The sequence below is a fragment of the Sphingobium sp. Cam5-1 genome (assembly GCF_015693305.1).
Classification (GTDB): Bacteria; Pseudomonadota; Alphaproteobacteria; order Sphingomonadales; family Sphingomonadaceae; genus Sphingobium.
This window is the reverse complement of record NZ_CP065138.1, coordinates 788,858-806,474: the sequence shown is the minus strand read 5'-3', so window position 1 is coordinate 806,474 and position 17,617 is coordinate 788,858. Positions and strand designations below refer to the sequence as shown.

At 62.6% G+C, this 17,617-nt stretch carries 22 protein-coding genes; 12 read left to right on the top strand and 10 right to left on the bottom strand.

What is annotated here, in order from left to right:
- Positions 1 to 24 precede the first annotated feature (24 nt).
- Genes glk through IZV00_RS04085 form a run of 3 tightly spaced genes read left to right on the top strand, consistent with a single transcriptional unit; the run spans position 25 to position 2,182 of the window.
- A complete protein-coding gene (gene glk, locus IZV00_RS04095) occupies positions 25 to 999 on the top strand; it encodes a glucokinase (RefSeq protein ID WP_329604485.1) in 975 nt (324 codons plus the stop codon).
- Positions 999 to 1,616, top strand: coding sequence for a bifunctional 4-hydroxy-2-oxoglutarate aldolase/2-dehydro-3-deoxy-phosphogluconate aldolase (gene eda, locus IZV00_RS04090; RefSeq protein ID WP_196225898.1), 618 nt, complete (start codon positions 999 to 1,001; stop codon positions 1,614 to 1,616). Before glk ends, eda begins: the two co-directional genes overlap by 1 nt.
- 53 nt (positions 1,617 to 1,669) lie before the next feature.
- Positions 1,670 to 2,182, top strand: coding sequence for a hypothetical protein (locus IZV00_RS04085; protein ID WP_196225897.1), 513 nt, complete (start codon positions 1,670 to 1,672; stop codon positions 2,180 to 2,182).
- A gap of 121 nt (positions 2,183 to 2,303) precedes the next feature.
- Here the strand turns inward: IZV00_RS04085 and IZV00_RS04080 are convergent, their stop codons facing one another.
- The 4 genes from IZV00_RS04080 to IZV00_RS04065 are packed head-to-tail and all read right to left on the bottom strand — an operon-like array spanning position 2,304 to position 5,017.
- Positions 2,304 to 2,891 carry a gamma carbonic anhydrase family protein gene (locus tag IZV00_RS04080; RefSeq protein WP_196225896.1) on the bottom strand — a complete coding sequence of 196 codons (588 nt, stop codon included), beginning with the start codon at positions 2,889 to 2,891 and terminating at the stop codon, positions 2,304 to 2,306.
- A gap of 4 nt (positions 2,892 to 2,895) precedes the next feature.
- Positions 2,896 to 3,891 carry a porphobilinogen synthase gene (gene hemB, locus IZV00_RS04075; protein WP_196225895.1) on the bottom strand — a complete coding sequence of 332 codons (996 nt, stop codon included), beginning with the start codon at positions 3,889 to 3,891 and terminating at the stop codon, positions 2,896 to 2,898.
- A 57-nt stretch (positions 3,892 to 3,948) separates the two neighbouring features.
- Positions 3,949 to 4,440: a 2'-5' RNA ligase family protein gene (locus IZV00_RS04070; protein ID WP_196225894.1), complete on the bottom strand. Its 492-nt coding sequence runs from the start codon at positions 4,438 to 4,440 to the stop codon at positions 3,949 to 3,951.
- A gap of 37 nt (positions 4,441 to 4,477) precedes the next feature.
- Positions 4,478 to 5,017, bottom strand: a complete 540-nt coding sequence (locus tag IZV00_RS04065) for a peroxiredoxin (protein ID WP_196225893.1) — start codon at positions 5,015 to 5,017, stop codon at positions 4,478 to 4,480.
- Between the two features lie 96 nt (positions 5,018 to 5,113).
- Between IZV00_RS04065 and IZV00_RS04060 the strand changes: the two genes are divergently transcribed.
- Positions 5,114 to 5,533: a sugar transporter gene (locus tag IZV00_RS04060; RefSeq protein WP_196225892.1), complete on the top strand. Its 420-nt coding sequence runs from the start codon at positions 5,114 to 5,116 to the stop codon at positions 5,531 to 5,533.
- Positions 5,534 to 5,623: 90 nt separating this feature from the next.
- Here the strand turns inward: IZV00_RS04060 and mltG are convergent, their stop codons facing one another.
- The 6 genes from mltG to fabD form a co-directional block, all read right to left on the bottom strand.
- On the bottom strand, positions 5,624 to 6,595 hold the full coding sequence (mltG, locus tag IZV00_RS04055) for an endolytic transglycosylase MltG (protein WP_196225891.1): 972 nt from the start codon (positions 6,593 to 6,595) through the stop codon (positions 5,624 to 5,626).
- A gap of 10 nt (positions 6,596 to 6,605) precedes the next feature.
- The gene (gene fabF / locus IZV00_RS04050) at positions 6,606 to 7,865 is read right to left on the bottom strand and encodes a beta-ketoacyl-ACP synthase II (protein WP_196225890.1); all 1,260 of its coding nucleotides are present in this window, start codon (positions 7,863 to 7,865) and stop codon (positions 6,606 to 6,608) included.
- A gap of 174 nt (positions 7,866 to 8,039) precedes the next feature.
- A complete protein-coding gene (locus tag IZV00_RS04045; RefSeq protein WP_006950224.1) occupies positions 8,040 to 8,273 on the bottom strand; it encodes an acyl carrier protein in 234 nt (77 codons plus the stop codon).
- Positions 8,274 to 8,465: 192 nt separating this feature from the next.
- A complete protein-coding gene (gene fabG, locus IZV00_RS04040) occupies positions 8,466 to 9,206 on the bottom strand; it encodes a 3-oxoacyl-[acyl-carrier-protein] reductase (RefSeq protein WP_196225889.1) in 741 nt (246 codons plus the stop codon).
- 4 nt (positions 9,207 to 9,210) lie between these two features.
- The gene (locus IZV00_RS04035) at positions 9,211 to 9,639 is read right to left on the bottom strand and encodes a GxxExxY protein (protein WP_196225888.1); all 429 of its coding nucleotides are present in this window, start codon (positions 9,637 to 9,639) and stop codon (positions 9,211 to 9,213) included.
- 38 nt (positions 9,640 to 9,677) lie between these two features.
- Complete coding sequence (gene fabD / locus IZV00_RS04030) at positions 9,678 to 10,613, bottom strand: ACP S-malonyltransferase (protein WP_196226498.1); 936 nt, start codon at positions 10,611 to 10,613, stop codon at positions 9,678 to 9,680.
- 171 nt (positions 10,614 to 10,784) lie between these two features.
- Here fabD and IZV00_RS04025 point away from each other — a divergent pair, with 171 nt between their 5' ends.
- The 8 genes from IZV00_RS04025 (at position 10,785) to rpsR (ending at position 17,614) form a co-directional block, all read left to right on the top strand.
- On the top strand, positions 10,785 to 12,233 hold the full coding sequence (locus IZV00_RS04025) for an efflux transporter outer membrane subunit (RefSeq protein ID WP_196225887.1): 1,449 nt from the start codon (positions 10,785 to 10,787) through the stop codon (positions 12,231 to 12,233).
- Positions 12,226 to 13,659: an efflux RND transporter periplasmic adaptor subunit gene (locus tag IZV00_RS04020; RefSeq protein WP_196225886.1), complete on the top strand. Its 1,434-nt coding sequence runs from the start codon at positions 12,226 to 12,228 to the stop codon at positions 13,657 to 13,659. Before IZV00_RS04025 ends, IZV00_RS04020 begins: the two co-directional genes overlap by 8 nt.
- A complete protein-coding gene (locus IZV00_RS04015) occupies positions 13,583 to 14,362 on the top strand; it encodes an ABC transporter ATP-binding protein (protein ID WP_329604482.1) in 780 nt (259 codons plus the stop codon). Before IZV00_RS04020 ends, IZV00_RS04015 begins: the two co-directional genes overlap by 77 nt.
- Positions 14,363 to 14,546: 184 nt before the next feature.
- Positions 14,547 to 15,752 (top strand): ABC transporter permease, encoded by a 1,206-nt coding sequence (locus IZV00_RS04010; RefSeq protein ID WP_196226497.1) that lies wholly within the window; start codon positions 14,547 to 14,549, stop codon positions 15,750 to 15,752.
- A gap of 122 nt (positions 15,753 to 15,874) precedes the next feature.
- Positions 15,875 to 16,252 carry an RcnB family protein gene (locus tag IZV00_RS04005; RefSeq protein WP_196225884.1) on the top strand — a complete coding sequence of 126 codons (378 nt, stop codon included), beginning with the start codon at positions 15,875 to 15,877 and terminating at the stop codon, positions 16,250 to 16,252.
- Between the two features lie 138 nt (positions 16,253 to 16,390).
- Positions 16,391 to 16,792 (top strand): BLUF domain-containing protein, encoded by a 402-nt coding sequence (locus IZV00_RS04000; protein WP_230463296.1) that lies wholly within the window; start codon positions 16,391 to 16,393, stop codon positions 16,790 to 16,792.
- A 161-nt stretch (positions 16,793 to 16,953) separates the two neighbouring features.
- The gene (gene rpsF, locus IZV00_RS03995; protein WP_196225883.1) at positions 16,954 to 17,376 is read left to right on the top strand and encodes a 30S ribosomal protein S6; all 423 of its coding nucleotides are present in this window, start codon (positions 16,954 to 16,956) and stop codon (positions 17,374 to 17,376) included.
- A 13-nt stretch (positions 17,377 to 17,389) separates the two neighbouring features.
- Positions 17,390 to 17,614, top strand: a complete 225-nt coding sequence (gene rpsR / locus IZV00_RS03990) for a 30S ribosomal protein S18 (RefSeq protein WP_004212076.1) — start codon at positions 17,390 to 17,392, stop codon at positions 17,612 to 17,614.
- The last annotated feature ends 3 nt before the right edge of the window (positions 17,615 to 17,617 follow it).

Here is a 17,617-nt window from a genome sequence, read left to right as displayed (position 1 = left end):
CTGGCATGACGTAGAATAAATGGGATGCCCAGAATGACCGACATCATCGCCGCCGACATTGGCGGAACCAACGCCCGCTTTGCACGCGCCAAACTGAGCGCGCGGAACGTGCCCACGTTGGGCAAGGTGCGGAAATACAAGGTCGCTGACTTTCCCAGCCTGCAAGCCTGTTGGGCCGCTTTCGCGCATGATGAAGGCGGCAATCTGCCCAAGGCGGCATCGATCGCCTTCGCCACCGCGATCGGGCGCGATGTTATCAAGCTGACCAATAGCAGCTGGATGATCCGGCCCGACACGCTGGACGAGGAACTGGGCCTGAAGCAGATGCGGCTGGTCAATGATTTCGAAGCGGTGGCGCATGCCGTCGCGCGCCTGCCGGACGACAATCTGCCGCTGCTGTTCGGGCAGGACCGGCCATTCCCCCGCGACGGCGGCGTGACTGTGGTGGGTCCGGGCACAGGCCTGGGCGTCGCGATGATCGCATTCGACGATGGCGAGCCGCACGTAATCGCGACCGAAGGCGGGCATATCGACTTCGCACCGCTCGACACGATGGAGGAAAAGATCCTCGCCTATCTGCGCGACAAGTTCCTGCGCGTGTCGACCGAGCGGATTGTGTCAGGGCCGGGCCTCAACAATATCTACAAAGCAATGGCAACCATCGGTCATGACCGCGTCATCCTGATGGAAGACGCCGAATTGTGGCAGGCAGCCATTGACGGCACGGACGAGTTCGCCCGTGCGGCGTTCGATCGCTTGTGCCTTTGCTATGGATCGGTCGTGGGCGACCTGGCGCTGGCGCAGGGGCCGAACGCGGTCGTGCTGGCAGGCGGACTGACGCAGCGGATGCGCGGCTTGCTGCCACAGAGCGGCTTTCATCGACGCTTCATCGCCAAGGGGCGGTTCGAAAGCCTGATGGCGACGGTGCCGATCCGGCTGGCGGTGCATGAAGAGATTGGACTTTACGGGGCGGCCGCCGCCTTTCGGGAGAAGAAATAATGTCGCTCAGCGTTGAACAGGTCATGGAGCTGGCGCCGGTCATCCCGGTGCTGGTGGTGGATCGGGTGGAGGACGCGCTGCCCATCGCGCAAGCGTTGGTGAAGGGCGGCCTGCCTGCGCTGGAAGTCACGCTGCGCACGCCCGCTGCGCTGGACGTGATCCGCGAGATGGCGAAGGTGGAGGGTGCGGTGGTCGGCGCTGGCACCGTGTTGAACCCATCGCAGCTGGACGCGGCGATGGAGGCAGGCGCACGGTTCATCGTTAGCCCCGGCCTCACTGAACCGCTGGGCAAGGCGGCGGTCGCGGCACGGGTGCCGTTTCTTCCCGGAACGGCCACGGCGGGCGACATCATGCGCGGACTGGACCTGGGCCTTACCCATTTCAAATTTTTCCCGGCGGAGACTTCAGGCGGGCTGCCCGCTTTGAAGGCACTGGCCGCGCCCCTGCATGTCGCGCGCTTTTGCCCGACGGGCGGCATTACGGCGGAAAGCGCGCCCAAATGGCTGGCCGAACCCTTTGTGAAGTGCGTCGGCGGAAGCTGGGTCGTGCCCAAGGGGCCGGCCGATGCCGCGAAGATCGAGGCTTTGGCACGTGAGGCGGCGGCGCTGCCGCGCTGACGTTTCGCGCTGACGCCATTGCGCGGCGGGATTTCCCGCCCTAGATCAGCGCCATGATCCTGCGTCGGCTGCTCCCTTCCATCGCCCTTTTCCTTTCTGGCTGTGCCGGGACGCTGACGGGCTATCCTTCACTCGCCAAGCGGGCGATGGAGAATGCGCCAGTGGGAGAAGCTCCGGCTCCTCCGGCACCGATCGCGGCTGATCCGGCGTTGCTGGCGCAGGTTGACCGACTTGCGGCGCAGGCACAGGCGGGCAATGCGGCGTTCGATAAGGCATGGCCCGGCGCGGATCGGGCAACGCGGGCTGCTTCGGGCGCGGCGGTGTCCAGCGAGTCCTGGGTCACGGCGCAGCTTGCGATCAGTGCGCTGGAGGCGGCGAGGAACGATAGCGTTTCGGCGCTGGCTAGCCTCGACACGCTTTATGTCGAGCGCAGCAATGCGCTGGCGGAGGACCAAGCCAAAGGTGGGGTGGAGCAGATCGATGCGGCGCGCAAGGTGGCGCTGGCGATCGTGGATGCTCAGAATGACCGGATCGATGCAGTGAAGGGGCGGTTGGCTCAGCCTTGAGCTTTTTTGGGAATATGCGAACGTTAGGTCTCCGTTCGGGCTGAGCTTGTCGAGGCCCCTTTCCTTCTAAAGAAATAGAGCCCTTCGACGAGCTCAGGGCGAACGGATGGAAGTATGTGGTTCAGCCGTCAGACTTCAATGCGCCCTTGTGCGCCTTTGCATTGTGGACATAGCGGTCAACGCCTTCGCGCATGTCGATCAGCGCTTCATCGCTCAAGTCGCGCACATATTTGGCCGGGCGGCCGGTCCAGAGCTGGCGGTGCGGAACTGTGCGGTTTGGCGATAGCAGCGCTCCGGCGGCCAGCATCGCGTCGCTTTCGATCACGCAGCCGTTCATCACCACCGCGCCGAGGCCGACGAACGCCCGGTCCTTGAGTCCGCAACCGTGGATCATCGCCATATGGCCGATCAGAACATCATCGCCGATGATCGTGGGCCAGCCGTCCGGCTTGGCGGGATCGGGGCCGTCGCAGTGGATGACGCTGCCGTCCTGAATATTCGTGCGCGCGCCGATGCGGATGGCGTTGACGTCGCCGCGTACGACGCAATTATACCAGATGCTGCTGTCCGGGCCGATCTCCACATCGCCAATGATGCGCGCACCAGGCGCGATGAAGGCGCTGGGGTGGATGACAGGGGTCTTGCCGCCAAAGGTCAGGATGGTTGCGCCCGGATGATCGAGATGGGCGGCGCGCGGATGATCGGGCATGATGTCAGGCTCCCAGCAGCCGCGCGGCGTGGAGCGCGTGGTAGGTGAGGACACCCGAACAACCGGCGCGTTTGAACGCGAGCAGCGTTTCCAGCACCAGCGCGTCGCGATCCCCTACTCCCGCTGCGACGGCGGCTTCGATCATCGCATATTCGCCGGACACCTGATAGGCAAATACGGGCACCTCGAACCGGTCCTTCACTCGCGCGATGATGTCGAGATAGGGCAGGCCCGGCTTCACCATGACGCTGTCCGCACCTTCGGCGAGGTCGAGCGCGACTTCGCGCAAGGCTTCCTCGCTGTTGGCAGGGTCCATCTGATAGCTTTTCTTGTCGCCCTTCAGCAGGCCGCTGGAGCCGACCGCGTCGCGGAACGGGCCGTAAAAGGCGCTCGCATATTTGGCGGCATAGGCCATGATCTGGACATTGGCGTGGCCTTCTTCCTCCAGCGCCTCGCGGATCGCGCCGACGCGGCCGTCCATCATGTCGCTGGGCGCGATGATGTCCGCGCCCGCCGCTGCCTGGTTGAGGGACTGGCCGATCAGCACATCGATGGTGGCGTCGTTGATCACATAGCCTTGCTCATCGAGCAGGCCGTCCTGGCCATGGGCGGTATAGGGATCGAGCGCGACGTCGGTCAGGATGCCGATTTCCGGCACCGCATCCTTGATCGCGCGGATGGCGCGGCACATGAGGTTGTCGGGGTTAAGCGCTTCCTCCCCGTCATCGCTGCGGCGATCAGCCTGCGTGTTAGGGAACAGCGCGAGGCAGGGAATGCCAGCGTCGCGGGCTTCCCGCGCACGGGCCACCATGCCATCGACCGACCAGCGCGAGACGCCGGGAAGAGACGCGATCGGCTCTTCCACCCCCTGCCCTTCGGTCACAAAGAGCGGCCAGATGAGGTCGCTGGGGTGCAGGCGATTTTCGGCGTGCAGCGCGCGAGTCCAGGCGGCGGCGCGGGTGCGGCGCAGGCGGAGCGCCGGATAAGAAGCGTGGGTCATCGGCGGGGTTTAGGCTGCCCGGACCGCCCGATCAAGGTTCCGCTGTCCCTTCCAAAGCTATGTTAGAATGCGGGCAGAGCGAAAGCTGACTTTCTTGGCGAGGTCCCACGATCCACCGTCACGATAATGCCAGGCGGCTAGACCCACGATGCGGAGCGGGCGGGGACGAAACTCTGCCTTCAGCTGATCGGCAAGTGCGCGAGCGACCGAAGGCTCCACCTTGTTCTGGACAGTGATGTGCAGGCGGGCACGCGCTTGATCCTGCGGGGTGAGCAAGCCGCGAAAAGCTTCGGCCAGTTCGTCCCGGATAGCGAGCAGGCCGTCACTGCGCACGTCGAACGCGACGCCCCGGCCGAGCAACATGACGCCGGTTATCATCGCGAGCGGCGGTGCCCCGGCACACAGCCCTTTCATCCTGTCGCTCAGTTCCGGCAGCAGGGTCGGCGGCAGATGATGGAACAGCGAAATATGCGCGGGCACCTTATTGCGCTCCGGCGGGAAATGGGCGCGGCGCAGCCCATCCGCCCAGGCGAAGTCCTCCGCTCCCATAAGCGCCGTTAATAGGATCGGCGCGGTGCCCGTGCCTTCAGTCAGCCGGATGTTCCTTCAGCCATTGCAGCACCGGTTCCGGGCTCGTCTGGCCGTAGGGATCATCATCCTCCCCGATATCGTTGATGCCGGGCTCCTCGAACCATGCGACCACCTGACCGTCATCGACGACCATGGCGTAGCGCCAGCTCCGGTCACCAAAGCCAAGATGATCCTTCTTCACCAGCATGCCCATGCGGCGGGTGAAGTCGCCCGATCCGTCGGGCAGCAGCTTCACATTCTTGATGCCGAGATGCTTGCCCCACTGGTACATGACAAAGGAGTCATTGACCGAAATGCAGTAGACATCGTCCACTCCCAGCGCCTTGAAATCGTCGTAGAAGCGTTCGAAAGCGGGACATTGTTCGGTCGAACAGGTCGGGGTGAAGGCGCCCGGCAGTGAGAATACGACCACCCGCTTGCCCTTGAACAGGTCGCCCGTCTGGACATCCTGCCAGCGGAAAGGATTGGGGCCGCCGACGCTTTCATCGCGCACGCGGGTCTTCAGCGTTACATCAGGTACGGAACGTCCGAGCATTTCATCATCTCCCGGTCAGCATCGCTTTCACGCGGTGAAGCGCATCTATATGATGGTCGGCTACGTGGGCAAAGGCTTCAGGGAGGGAAAACTCATATGAGCGCGTCACGATCCTTCAAATTCATCGCAATCGGCCTGCTGATCTGGAATTTGATCGGCGTGGCGGCCTTTGCCATGCAATATGGCGCTGATCTGGCGGCGCTGGCGAAAAGCGATCCCTACACCGCTCGCATCTTTGCAGAGATGCCGGATTGGGCTTGGGCGGCCTATGCCGTCGCGGTGGGCGCGGGGACAGCCGGAGCCATGCTATTGTTGCTGCGGAAGGCGGCGGCGGTGGCGTTGTTCGCGCTGTCGATGGTCGCTGTCGTGATGCAGTTCGGGTACAGCTTTTTGGGCACCGATTTGTGGGCGGTGAAGGGCGCGGTGGCGGCGGTGTTTCCGGCGGTAATATTCGCCATTGCGGTTGGGCAGTTGTTTTATGCCGTGCGGTTGAGGGCGCGGGGTGTGCTGCGGTGAGTTGGCGGAAGGGTGCTATTTCCCCTCCACCACCGCTTTGCGGCGGTCCCCCTCCCCACGCCTTTGGCGTAGGGAGGATTTACAACACTCTTAAAGCTCCCCGCGCGCGCGGCGGATTTCGAACCATTTGCGGACATTCTCATTATGCTGCTGGAGCGTGTCGGCGAAGATGTGGCCGCCTTTTCCGTCAGCGACGAAATAGAGCGCCTTTGTTTCGGCGGGATGCAGCACGGCCAGGATCGACAGCTTGCCGGGGTTGGCGATCGGCCCCTTGGGAAGTCCGGTCATCGCATAAGTGTTATAGTCGTTGACCGCAGCGATCTCCGACTTTTTGATACGGCGGCCGAGCGGCTTGCCCTTGGTGATCGGATAGATGATGGTCGGGTCTGCCTGAAGCATCATCCCGGCCTTCAGGCGGTTGCCATAGACGCCCGCGACGGTGGGCCGCTCAGCAGGGACCGCGGTTTCCTTTTCCACGATGCTGGCAAGGATGATCGCTTCGCTGGGTGATTTCGCCACGCTATTGGGCGCGCGTTCGGCCCATAGCTTGGCGAGAGTGCGCGTCATCGCGTCCTGCATGCGTTTGAGCACAGCGGCCCGGCTTTCGCCCTTGTCAAACGCATAGCTGTCGGGAAGCACGCTGCCCTCGGCGGGGACCGAGACATCGCCGGTCAACTCGTCATTCGCCATCAGCCGTTCATGAACCATGATGGAAGGCATTCCCTCCGGTATGGTGACCAGCCGTGTCAGCGTCTTGCCGCCTTGAAGGATCGAGAAGATGTCGGCGTTGCTGGCGCCCTTGGGGATCAGGAATTCGCCCGCCTTGATCGACTTTCCACGCCCGAACACCTTAGTCCGGGTGAGGAATGCGTCTGCTGAACGCACCGCACCCGCCTGTTTCAAGAGGACGGCGGCGTCCGCTACGGTCGCTCCATCGGGGACGACGACCGTTATGTCGCGCGGCGCAGGCCCCGCTTCGGTCCAGCCATATACGAAGCGGAACGCCACGAAGGCGGCGACGGCCAGGCCGATCGCAAGGATAACCAGCCCGAACCGCCGCATGGCTTTGTCCTCAGATCGCCTTCATGATGAGCGACGCGTTGGTGCCGCCGAAGCCGAAGCTGTTGTTGAGGACGGCGCGGACCTTCCGCTCCTTCGCCACATGCGGGACGAGGTCGACGCCCGCGCAGCTTTCGCTCGGCTCATCAAGGTTGAGCGTGGGCGGTACGATCTGGTCGCGGATGGCGAGGATGCAGAAGATGCTTTCCACCGCGCCCGCGCCGCCGAGAAGGTGGCCAATCGCCGACTTGGTGCTGCTCATCGACATGGTCGAGATATTGTCACCGAACAGCCGCTTTACCGCGCCCAGCTCCAACTCGTCGCCGAGCGGGGTCGAGGTGCCGTGGGCATTCACATAGTCGATGTCGGCGAGGCTGAGGCCGGACTTTTTGAGCGCCATTTCCATCGAACGGTAGCCGCCGCTACCCTCTGGATGCGGAGCAGTGACGTGATAGGCGTCGCCGGACAGCCCATAGCCGATGACTTCGGCATAGATGTGCGCGCCGCGCTTCTTGGCATGCTCATATTCTTCGAGCACGACAACGCCCGCGCCTTCACCCATGACGAAGCCGTCGCGGTTGACGTCATAGGGGCGGCTGGCTTTTTCGGGCGTGTCGTTGAAGGCGGTCGACAGCGCGCGCGCCTGAGCAAAACCGGCAATGCCGATCGGGCAGATCGCGCTTTCGGCGCCACCCGCCAGCATGACGTCGGCGTCGTCCATCGCGATCATGCGCGCGGCGTCGCCGATCGAGTGCGCACCGGTCGAGCAGGCGGTGACCACCGCATGGTTGGGACCCATGAGGCCATATTTGATCGAAACCTGACCGGAAATCAGGTTGATGAGGCGGCCATGGACGAAGTGCGGGCTAACGCGGCTCGGCCCCTTGTTGGCCAATACCAGCGATTCGCTTTCGATGCCCGGCAGGCCACCGATCCCCGACCCGATCGAGCAACCGGCGCGCAGACGCTCTTCCTCGCTCATATTGTCGAGGCCCGCATCACGCAGCGCCTGGCTGGCGGCGGAAATGCCATAGACAATGAAAGGATCGACCTGGCGCTGGATCTTGTGATCGACATCCAGGCCCGGATCATAGCCATATTCATGGTCCGCGGGCTTCACTTCGCAGGCGATGCGGCACTTATATTCGCTGGCGTCAAAGCGCGCGATCGTCGCAGCGCCGGACTTCGAAGCAAGGATGTTCTTCCAGGTAGTTTCGACATTCCCGCCAAGCGGGCTCACCATGCCGAGGCCGGTTACGACAACGCGACGCATATATCTGCTCCGAAAATCTTCATAGGTTTGGGCCGCTCCTTAGCTGCTTCGAGAGCGCTTGTGAACGGTGCACCAGATACGAAAAGGCTCCCCAAGACCGGATTCGCCGGACAGGAGGAGCCATTTCCTTCAAAAAACGCAGGCAGCCGACCCCCGGTCAGCCACACAACATTCTTACTGCTTGCTGTCGATATAATCGATCGCATCCTTGACGGTGCCGATCTTTTCGGCGGCGTCGTCAGGGATTTCCACGCCGAATTCTTCTTCGAACGCCATCACCAGCTCAACGATGTCGAGGCTGTCTGCGCCCAGATCATCGATGAAGCTTGCATCCTCGGTCACCTTTTCGGCTTCGACGCCCAGATGTTCGACGACGATTTTCTTAACGCGATCCGCGGTCTCACTCATGAGTGGTCCTTTTTACTGGGTATCGTTGAGGTTGTGAATATTTGTTAAGGCATGCCCTAGAGGCAAGCCCCGACGGAGGCAAGAGGCAAGAAAAGATCGAAACGCATGATTCCCGCCCTTCCATGCGCCTGAATGGCACATTGCCACCCGATTGGGACGGAACAGCGAGCCCTTTCAGCCTATTACCGAGCGTCAAATCATCGCCATGCCACCATTAACATGCAGGGTCTGGCCAGTGACGTAGCCTGCCTCGCGACTGGCGAGATAGACAACGGCAGCGCCGATATCCTCGCCTGTGCCGAGGTCGCCTGCGGGGATCTTTTGAAGGATGGCGCCCTTCTGCGCATCATTGAGCGCGTCGGTCATAGCAGAGCGGATGAAGCCCGGCGCGACGCAGTTGACGGTGATACCTCGGCTCGCCAGTTCCTGGCCGAGCGATTTGGACATGCCGATGATGCCCGCCTTTGACGCGGCATAGTTGGCCTGGCCGGGATTGCCGGTGACGCCGACCACGGAGGTGATCGAAATGATGCGGCCGAAGCGCGCCTTCATCATCGGCTTGGCGGCGGCGCGTGCGAGGCGAAAAGCGGCTTCCAGATTAACGGAGATGACATCCGACCATTCCTCATCCTTCATCCGCAGTATGAGGTTGTCGCGGGTGATCCCGGCATTGTTGACGAGAATGTCGATCTTGCCCCCCAGCGCTTCGACAGCCTGAGCCACGAGGCCGTCGACTGCTGCGGGATCGGCCAGGTTGCAGACCAGCGTCTTGTGATTACCGCCCAACTCAGCAGCGAAAGCCTTGAGCTTTTCCTCATTGCTGCCCGAAAGCGCCAGCGTCGCCCCCTGCGCCGCGAGCGACCGGGCGATTGCTGAGCCGATGCCACCCGAAGCGCCAGTCACCAGCGCGGTCATGCCTGTCAGATCGAACATATTCTTACTCCGTTATAATTTGTTCGCGCAGAGGCGCAGAGGACGCAGAATCATTATGGTTATTCACGAGACGACGGATACCTTCCCTCATTGTCTCGGCGCCGAAATTGAGGATCAGCCCAACAGGTTGCCTAGTGAGCCGGAGATACGTCAGCAGTTGCTTCGCATGAACCTTGTGTATCTGCTCGACCGATTTGATTTCGACGATCAGTCTTTCATCAACCAAAATATCGATACGAAATGCGGCTTCGAAACGCAGCCCATCAAATTCCATGTTGATCTGCCGTTGCCGATCGACCCTGTAGCCCAGACGATGCAGTTTTGCCGCCAGCACCATCTCATAAACGCTTTCGAGGAGCCCTGGACCAAGTTCGCGATGTATGTGCATCGCGATACCGATCACATCTCGCGTGATGTCATCGATCGGTCTCAACGCCCCTCCGCGTTCTCTGCGCCTCTGCGCGAAAAAGATCAAAAGCCAGCGAGCGCCGCCTCAATGTCGTCCATGGTGACGACGCTGCGGACGGTGGCCTCGGGGGCGATGCGCTTGACCATGGGGCCGAGCACTTTGCCGCCCAGTTCGACGAACTCGGTTACGCCCGCGTCCCACATGGCAGCGACAGATTCGCGCCAGCGGACGCGGCCGGTCACCTGTTCGACCAGGCGACGCTTGATTTCTTCGGGGTCTGCGATCGGGGCGGCGAGGACGTTGGCATAGACGGGGAGCAGCGGGGTGTTGATGGCTGCCTTGGCAAGGGCATCTTCCATCGCTTCGGCGGCGGGCTGCATCAACGGGCAGTGGAACGGTGCGGAAACCGGCAGCAGCACGCCGCGCTTGATGCCATGGTCCTTCACTAGGGCGACCGCGCGCTCGATTGCGCCGCGATGGCCGGAAATGACCACTTGGGTCGGATCATTGTCGTTGGCGACGGTGCAGACTTCGCCCTCAGCCGCCGCGTCAGCCAGCGCCTGCGCCTTTTTGATATCGGCGCCCAGCAGGGCCGCCATTGCGCCCTCCCCCACTGGAACCGCCGCTTGCATCGCCTGGCCGCGCAGCTTGAGGAGGCGCGAGGTGGTGCCGATGTCGAAGGCTTCTACAGCACAAAGCGCGCTATATTCGCCAAGGCTGTGCCCAGCGACGAAATCGCCCTTTTCCGCCAGCGAGAAGCCGCCCTCGCGCTGCATCACCCGCAACGTCGCCAACGCATTAGCCATGATCGCGGGCTGCGCATTTTCGGTGAGGGTAAGGTCGCTTTCAGGACCTTCCACCATGATGCGGAACAAATGTTGCGACAGGGCGTCATCGACCTCTTGAAACAGTTCCTTTGCGGCTGGGCTTGCTTCGGCCAAAGCATTCCCCATGCCAACCGACTGGCTACCCTGCCCCGGAAAAAGAAATGCCCTCATCATTCACCTTCTGACGCAAGGACGCCTGCAAAAGCGCCGTTTTTCAACATCGTTACACTTTGAGACACAAATGCCGTTGAGACATAAGGTCCCTTTCGGCAGTTTCCCTGACTGGACCGCCTCAACCCCCAAGGTGGCGTCCCTTTAACGACGACGGAGTGCAAGGAAAAGGTGCGATATCGCATTGGCTGGATCAGCGGGACGGCTTTGACGCTCTCGGCTTGCGCGGCGGGACCCGATTACCGGGCGCCGCAACCGGCTGCATTGGGTGTGCCGGGCAGATATCATGCAGCTCCAGCGGGCGGTGCGCTGAGCGAAGCAGAGCTTGCGCACTGGTGGACCCGGCTCGATGACCCGGTGCTCACAGGGTTGATCGACCAAGCGGTGGCCAGCAACCTCGACATCGTGCAGGCGCAGGCGCGGTTGCGGCAGGCGCGGGAGTCCCTTGTGCAGGCGGGGGCAGCCTTCCTGCCGCAGGTCAATGCGTCGGGTTCTGGCGGGCGTAACTATTCCAATCGTGGCGGCGGCACGCGCGTTATCGACGGCAATGTCGTGTCCACCGGATCGGATAGGTGGAGCAGCAGCTATTCGCTGGGTGCGAATGCGAGTTGGCAGATCGACCTGTTCGGGGAGTTGGCCCGATCAGCCGAGGCTGCGCGCGCGGATCTGGCCGCGTCCGGCTATGACCTTGCCAATGTGCGGCTGACCATCATAGCCGAACTGGTCACCAACTATGTTCAGGCAAGGCAGGCGCAGGAGCAGTTGCGCATCGCCCGCGAAACGCAGGCCATTCAGCAGGATAACTACAACATCGCCAACTGGCGGTTGCAGGCGGGGTTGGTATCATCGCTCGATGAGCAGCAGGCCCGCGCCCAGCTTGCCCAGACGAACGCGGCGATCCCGCAACTGGAGGCCAGCCTGCGCGGCAGCCTGAACCGCATTGCTGTACTGACCGGGCAAGCGCCGGGCGAAGCGACCCGCGCGCTGGAAGCCGCCGCACCGATCCCGGTTGCTACGACCACGATTACGACCGGCATCCCCGCTGATACGCTGCGCCAACGGCCCGATGTCCGCGCAGCAGAGAGGAATTTGGCGGCGGCGACAGCGCGGATCGGCGTGGCGCAGGCGCAGCTTTACCCGTCATTGGGGATCAGCGGGAATATCGGCACCAACGCGACCAGCATCAAAAACCTGTTCGACATCATTACCGGCGGCGTGTTCGCCAATGTCGCACAGGTCATCTTCGATGGCGGACGGCTCGCTTCCCAGGTGCGATCGCAAAGGGCGGCCACGGATGCTGCCTTCGCTGCCTATAAGCAGAGCGTGCTGACCGCGCTTGAGGATGTCGAGAATGCTATGGCGTCCCTTAACAGCGCCCGCCAGCGCAAGGCAGAGTTCGCCACTGCCTTCGACGCGTCGAACAATGCCGCCCTTCTCGCGCGTAGCCAGTATCAGTCGGGATTGATCGATTTTCAGACGCTTTCCAACACCGAAACGACGCTGTTGAACGCGCGCAACAGCCTTGCGGCTGCGCAAGCCGACGAGGTCCTTGCCATCGCCCAGCTTTACAATGCGCTGGGTGGCGGCTGGCAGAATATGGACAACCGCCCCGATGAGTGAAGATGTGAGCACGGACAAGGATCTGGACGAATTTCTCGGCGCGCGTCCCGAAAAGCCCTGGCGCAAGTGGGTGGTGCGGGGTGCGGTCGGGCTGGCGCTGCTGATCCTGATCCTGCTGCTCGCCCGCTGTTTTTCGGGCGAGGACAAGCCGAACTTCGCCACGCGGGAGGTGCGGCGCGGCGACCTGACGGTGACGGTGTCGGCCACCGGCAATTTGAAGCCGATCAATCAGGTGGATGTGGGCTCCGAACAATCAGGAAAGATCACGCGCGTCTATGTCGATGTGAATGATCGCGTCACCAAGGGCCAGCGGCTGGCTGAATTGGATACGCGGCGTCTGGTGGACTCGGTGACGCAGAACCGGGCGCAGGTGGCCGCATCGCAGGCGAGCGTTACTCAAGCGCAGGCACAGGTCGCTCTCGCCAAAGCGACACTCGACCGGCAGCTGAACGTCTTCCGCCTTTCGGACGGGCGTGTGCCAGCGAAGACGGAACTTGATGCGGCGCGGGCGGATTATCAGTCAGCGCTTGGTAATTTGAGGGCGCAGCAGGCGCAGGTCAGTGTCTCGCGCGCGCAGCTTGCGACGGCGCAAACCAATCTTTCGATCGCGCAGATCGTGTCGCCGGTGACTGGCGTCGTCCTTTCGCGCGACATCGAGCCCGGCCAGACGGTCGCGGCTTCCTTCAATGCCCCCGTGCTGTTCACCATTGCCGAGGACCTGACCAAGATGGAGGTCGAAGTCGCGGTGGACGAAGCCGATGTTGGCCAGGTGAAGGAGGGTCAAGCCGCGACCTTTGCCGTCGATGCTTTCCCGGGCAAGAGCTTTCCAGCGCGGGTGACGCGGGTCAATGTCGGCTCCAATGCCTCCAGCAGTTCCTCATCCTCGTCATCAGGCAGCAGCACGGCCACCAGCACCGCTGGCACGGTAGTGGCGTACACGGCGGTGCTTGCCGTCGATAACAAGGACGAGACTTTGCGCCCCGGCATGACGGCGACCGCCGACATCGTGACGCAGCAATTGAGCAACGTCCTGCTCGTTCCGAACGCAGCGTTGCGGTTCAAGCCTAGCGCAGGCGCCGGTCAGGGGGGCGGCATTACCAGCCAGATCGTGCCCGGCCCTCGCCGCTTCCGCCGTGGCGGCGCCAACCGGCAGGTCAGCTTCGGCATCGGCAGCAGCCAGACCGTTTATGTCGTGGGAGAGGACGGCAATCCCAAGGCCGTGCAGGTAACCGTCGGCGCCAGTGACGGAGCGCGCACGGCAATCACTGGTGGCGGATTGAAGCCCGGCATGCGAGTCATCACGGGCCAGCTCGCGGCGGGACAGGAACAGCCTGCGGAGGATAGCTCGGATGGTGGCGGCCAGCGGCGTGACCGCTCCGGAGGCGGCGGGGAGCCTCGCGGCACCGGGCGGCAGAACGGAAGCTGACGCAGTGGCTGATCCGATCATTTCCCTGCGCGGCGTGACCAAGGTCTATGGTTCAGGCGCCACCGCCTTTCAGGCGCTGAAGGGCATCGATCTCGACATTGAGGAAGGGGATTTCGTCGCGGTCATGGGGCCTTCGGGTTCGGGCAAGTCCACGACGATGAACATTATCGGTTGCCTCGATGTGCCGAGCGGCGGGGAATTTCTGTTCAAGGGCCGACACGTCGAAACACTGGACCGCGACCAGCGGGCGCTGCTCCGTCGCCGCTATCTTGGCTTCGTGTTCCAGGGCTTCAACCTCTTGTCCCGGACGAGCGCGCTGGAGAATGTCGAATTGCCGCTGCTCTACCGGGGCGAGGACAAGAAGGCGCGCTATGATGCGGGCATGGCGGCGCTCGACAAGGTGGGATTGAAGGAATGGTGGGACCATACGCCCGCTGAACTGTCTGGCGGCCAGCAACAGCGTGTCGCCATCGCGCGTGCAATCGTGACGCAGCCTGCCGTGCTGCTGGCAGACGAGCCTACGGGCAATTTGGATTCAGAACGATCGATAGAGATTATGGAACTGCTGGCCGACCTCAACCGGAACAGCGGCATTACCGTGCTGATGGTCACGCATGAGCCCGACATGGCCGCCTATGCCCGCACGATCGTGCATTTCAAGGATGGACTGGTGGAGCGGATCGATGCGGGGGTGAAGGCGTGAGGATGCTACGGCCCAGACCTTCTCCCTCAAAGGGAGAAGGATACGTAGCCTTGCTCGCGCAGCGAGTTAGGCGCAGTTGGATGAGGGTGAGAGGCTGGGCACTTCCCCCTCTCCCAGCTTCGACTAGGCAGCAAGCTGCCAAGTCTGCGCAACCCTCTCCCCTGAAGGGGCGAGCGACGTGGAAATGCTAGGCACCACTGTCACCCTGGCGTTCCGGGCGATCAACCGGCACAAGCTGCGCAGCTTTCTGACGACGCTGGGCATCATCATCGGCGTGGCGGCGGTGGTCACGATGGTGACGCTGGGCAATGGCGCGACGGCGGCCGTGCGGGAGCAGATCAGCTCGCTCGGCGCCAACGTCTTGCAACTGCGGCCGGGCCAAGGCTTTGGCCGGGGCGGCGGCGGGCCGAGGCCACCCGACTTCAAGCCAGCCGACCTAACGGCGATCGAGAACCAGCTGACGGGCGTCCGCGCCGTCGCGCCACTGGTGCAGTCCAGCGGCACAGCTATCTATGAAGGCAGCAATTGGTCGACCACCGTCTATGGCACAACCGCCGCCTATTTCGAGGTGCAGAGCTGGAAGGCTGACGCGGGCCGCCTCTTCATGCCCGAGGAGGAGGAAGCGGGCAAAGCCGTCTGCATCATCGGCAACACGGTACGCAACAACCTGTTTCAGGGAAGCGATCCCACAGGCAAGCGCCTGCGCATCAAGGGGGTTTCCTGTCAGGTCATCGGCGCTTTGGCGACACGTGGCCAGGGGGGCTTTGGCGATCAGGACGATGTCGTCGTCATGCCGATCAAGTTCGTCCAGCGCCGCTTCACCGGCGACCGCGACATCAGCCAGATCATGATCGCGGTGGACGACGCTTATGACACCTCCACGGTGCAGGCGAGCCTGGAGGAACTGATGCGCGAACGGCGCAAGGTGAAGCCGGGGGCGGACGATAATTTCAACGTCTTCGATACCAAGCAGATCAGCGACACGCTGACCGGCACGACCACCATCCTGACGCAGATCGTCGCGGCGGTTGCGGCCATTTCCCTGCTGGTGGGCGGGATCGGCATCATGAACATCATGCTGGTTTCGGTGACTGAGCGCACGCGAGAAATTGGCATCCGCCTCGCCATCGGCGCTGTCGCGCGGGAGGTGCTGATGCAGTTCCTGGTGGAAGCCATCGTTCTCTCCTGCCTGGGCGGGCTGATCGGCCTGATCCTCGCGCTGATCGCGTCGATTGTCATTGCGCCGCTGATGCAGGTGCCTTTCATCTTCGATGTGAAGGTGAACATGATCGCCTTCCTCTTTTCAGCGGCGATCGGCGTCGTGTTCGGCTATTTCCCGGCGCGGCGGGCAGCGGCGCTCAATCCGATCGACGCGCTGCGGCACGAATAGGCGCTGTTACAATTTCAGACAGTTGAACCGTCTCACCGGCACAAGCTTGCGACAAGTCCGGCCTAAATCTGTCTTCAACGCCGAAGAAGGCGCGACAGATCAAGAGCAAAGGAGCAAGTGAGATGATCAAGAAACTGCTGATGAGCCTGGCCGCAACGGCGATGGTCGCAAGCCCCATGGTCGCCGCGCAGGCGCAGGCCGCGCCGCATCGCGAAGTGACCCGCGTCGTCCATCAAGGTCCGCACGGCCGCACCATAGTCAAGCATAAGGTGGTCAAGCACAAGACGGTCGTGCGCAAGAACGACTATCGCCGCTGGGGCAAGGGCCAGCGCTTCGACCGCCGCTATGCCCGCGATTATCGCGTGATCAACAATTATCGCGACTACCGCCTGAACGCCCCGCCGCGCGGTTATCACTGGGTCCGTTCCGGCAATGATGCGGTGCTGGTCGCGATCACCAGCGGCATCATCGGCGCGGTTATAGGCAGCGCCATCCGCTAAGGCTTCGACCGAGCGGCCAGAAAGCGCCCCGGGGACCTCTCTCCCTCCGGGGCGCTTCATGATCCATATCAAACATAATGTTTAAACCGTTGAGGGTTAGAAACCGGGCAAGGGGCTCGATATTTTCCGGGAAGCAACATGTCCTTGTATCAGATCATGTATATCAGCAGCGCAACAGGCGCCGTCTCACCCAGCCAGTGCGCGACGATCGCACAAGCTGCCTCGCAAAGGAACAGTGGCGAGGACGTGACCGGATTGCTGCTCTACAACGGCAAGCGCTTTCTCCAGGTGCTTGAAGGGCCAAAGGACAATGTCGAGCGGATCTATAACCGGATCGGGCTTGATGCCCGCCACCGGGGGCTCGTGATGCTGCGCAAGCAGGAAATCGATGCCCGTGAGTTCGGTGAATGGGGCATGGCCTATGACGACCCCTTCCGTCCTTCCGAGCCTTTGAAGCACAAGGTCGCCGCGTTGCTCGACAGGGCGGGAGCCTCCACGCGGGCGCATTTTATCGGCACTGCCGAGATGCATCGCAACTGAGAAGTCTTCCTTGCCAACCCGGCGCATTTCCGCCATAGGCGCCGCTTCGCGTGGGCCGGGGTGACTCGGATGCCGCGCGGATGAATGCTTGAGACGACAGCCGGAGGGGCGTTCCACATGGGGTGGGCGTCAGCGATCGGCCAACAGATGAGGCAATACCCATGGCTCTTTATGAGCATGTGTTCCTTGCGCGCCAGGACCTGGCACAGGCGCAGGTGGACGCGCTGGCGGAAACCGCCACCAAGATCGTCGAGGATAATGCTGGCAAGGTGACCAAGGTGGAAACCTGGGGCCTGCGCAGCCTCGCCTACAAGATCGCCAAGAACCGCAAGGCTCACTATGTGATGCTGAACATCGACGCCCCTGCTGGTGTCGTCGCGGAACTGGAGCGCCAGACGCAGATCAACGAAGACATCATCCGCTACATGACCGTCAAGGTCGATGAGCTGGAAACCGGCCCGTCGGTGATGATGCGCAAGCAGGAACGCGCCGAGCGCGGTCCGCGCGGTGATCGTGGTGACCGTGGTCCTCGCGAAGATCGTGGCCCGCGCCGCGACCGCGATGAAGCCCCGGCTGGCGAATAAGGAGATCTGAACAATGGCACGCCCGTTTTTCCGCCGCCGCAAGAGCTGCCCCTTCGCCGCCAAGGATGCGCCGAAGATCGATTATAAGGACGTCCGTCTGCTGCAGGGCTTCGTGTCCGAGCGCGGCAAGATCGTCCCCAGCCGCATCACTGCGGTGTCCGCCAAGAAGCAGCGTGAGTTGGCCCAGGCCATCAAGCGCGCCCGTCACCTGGGCCTGCTGCCCTACATCGTGAAGTGAGGG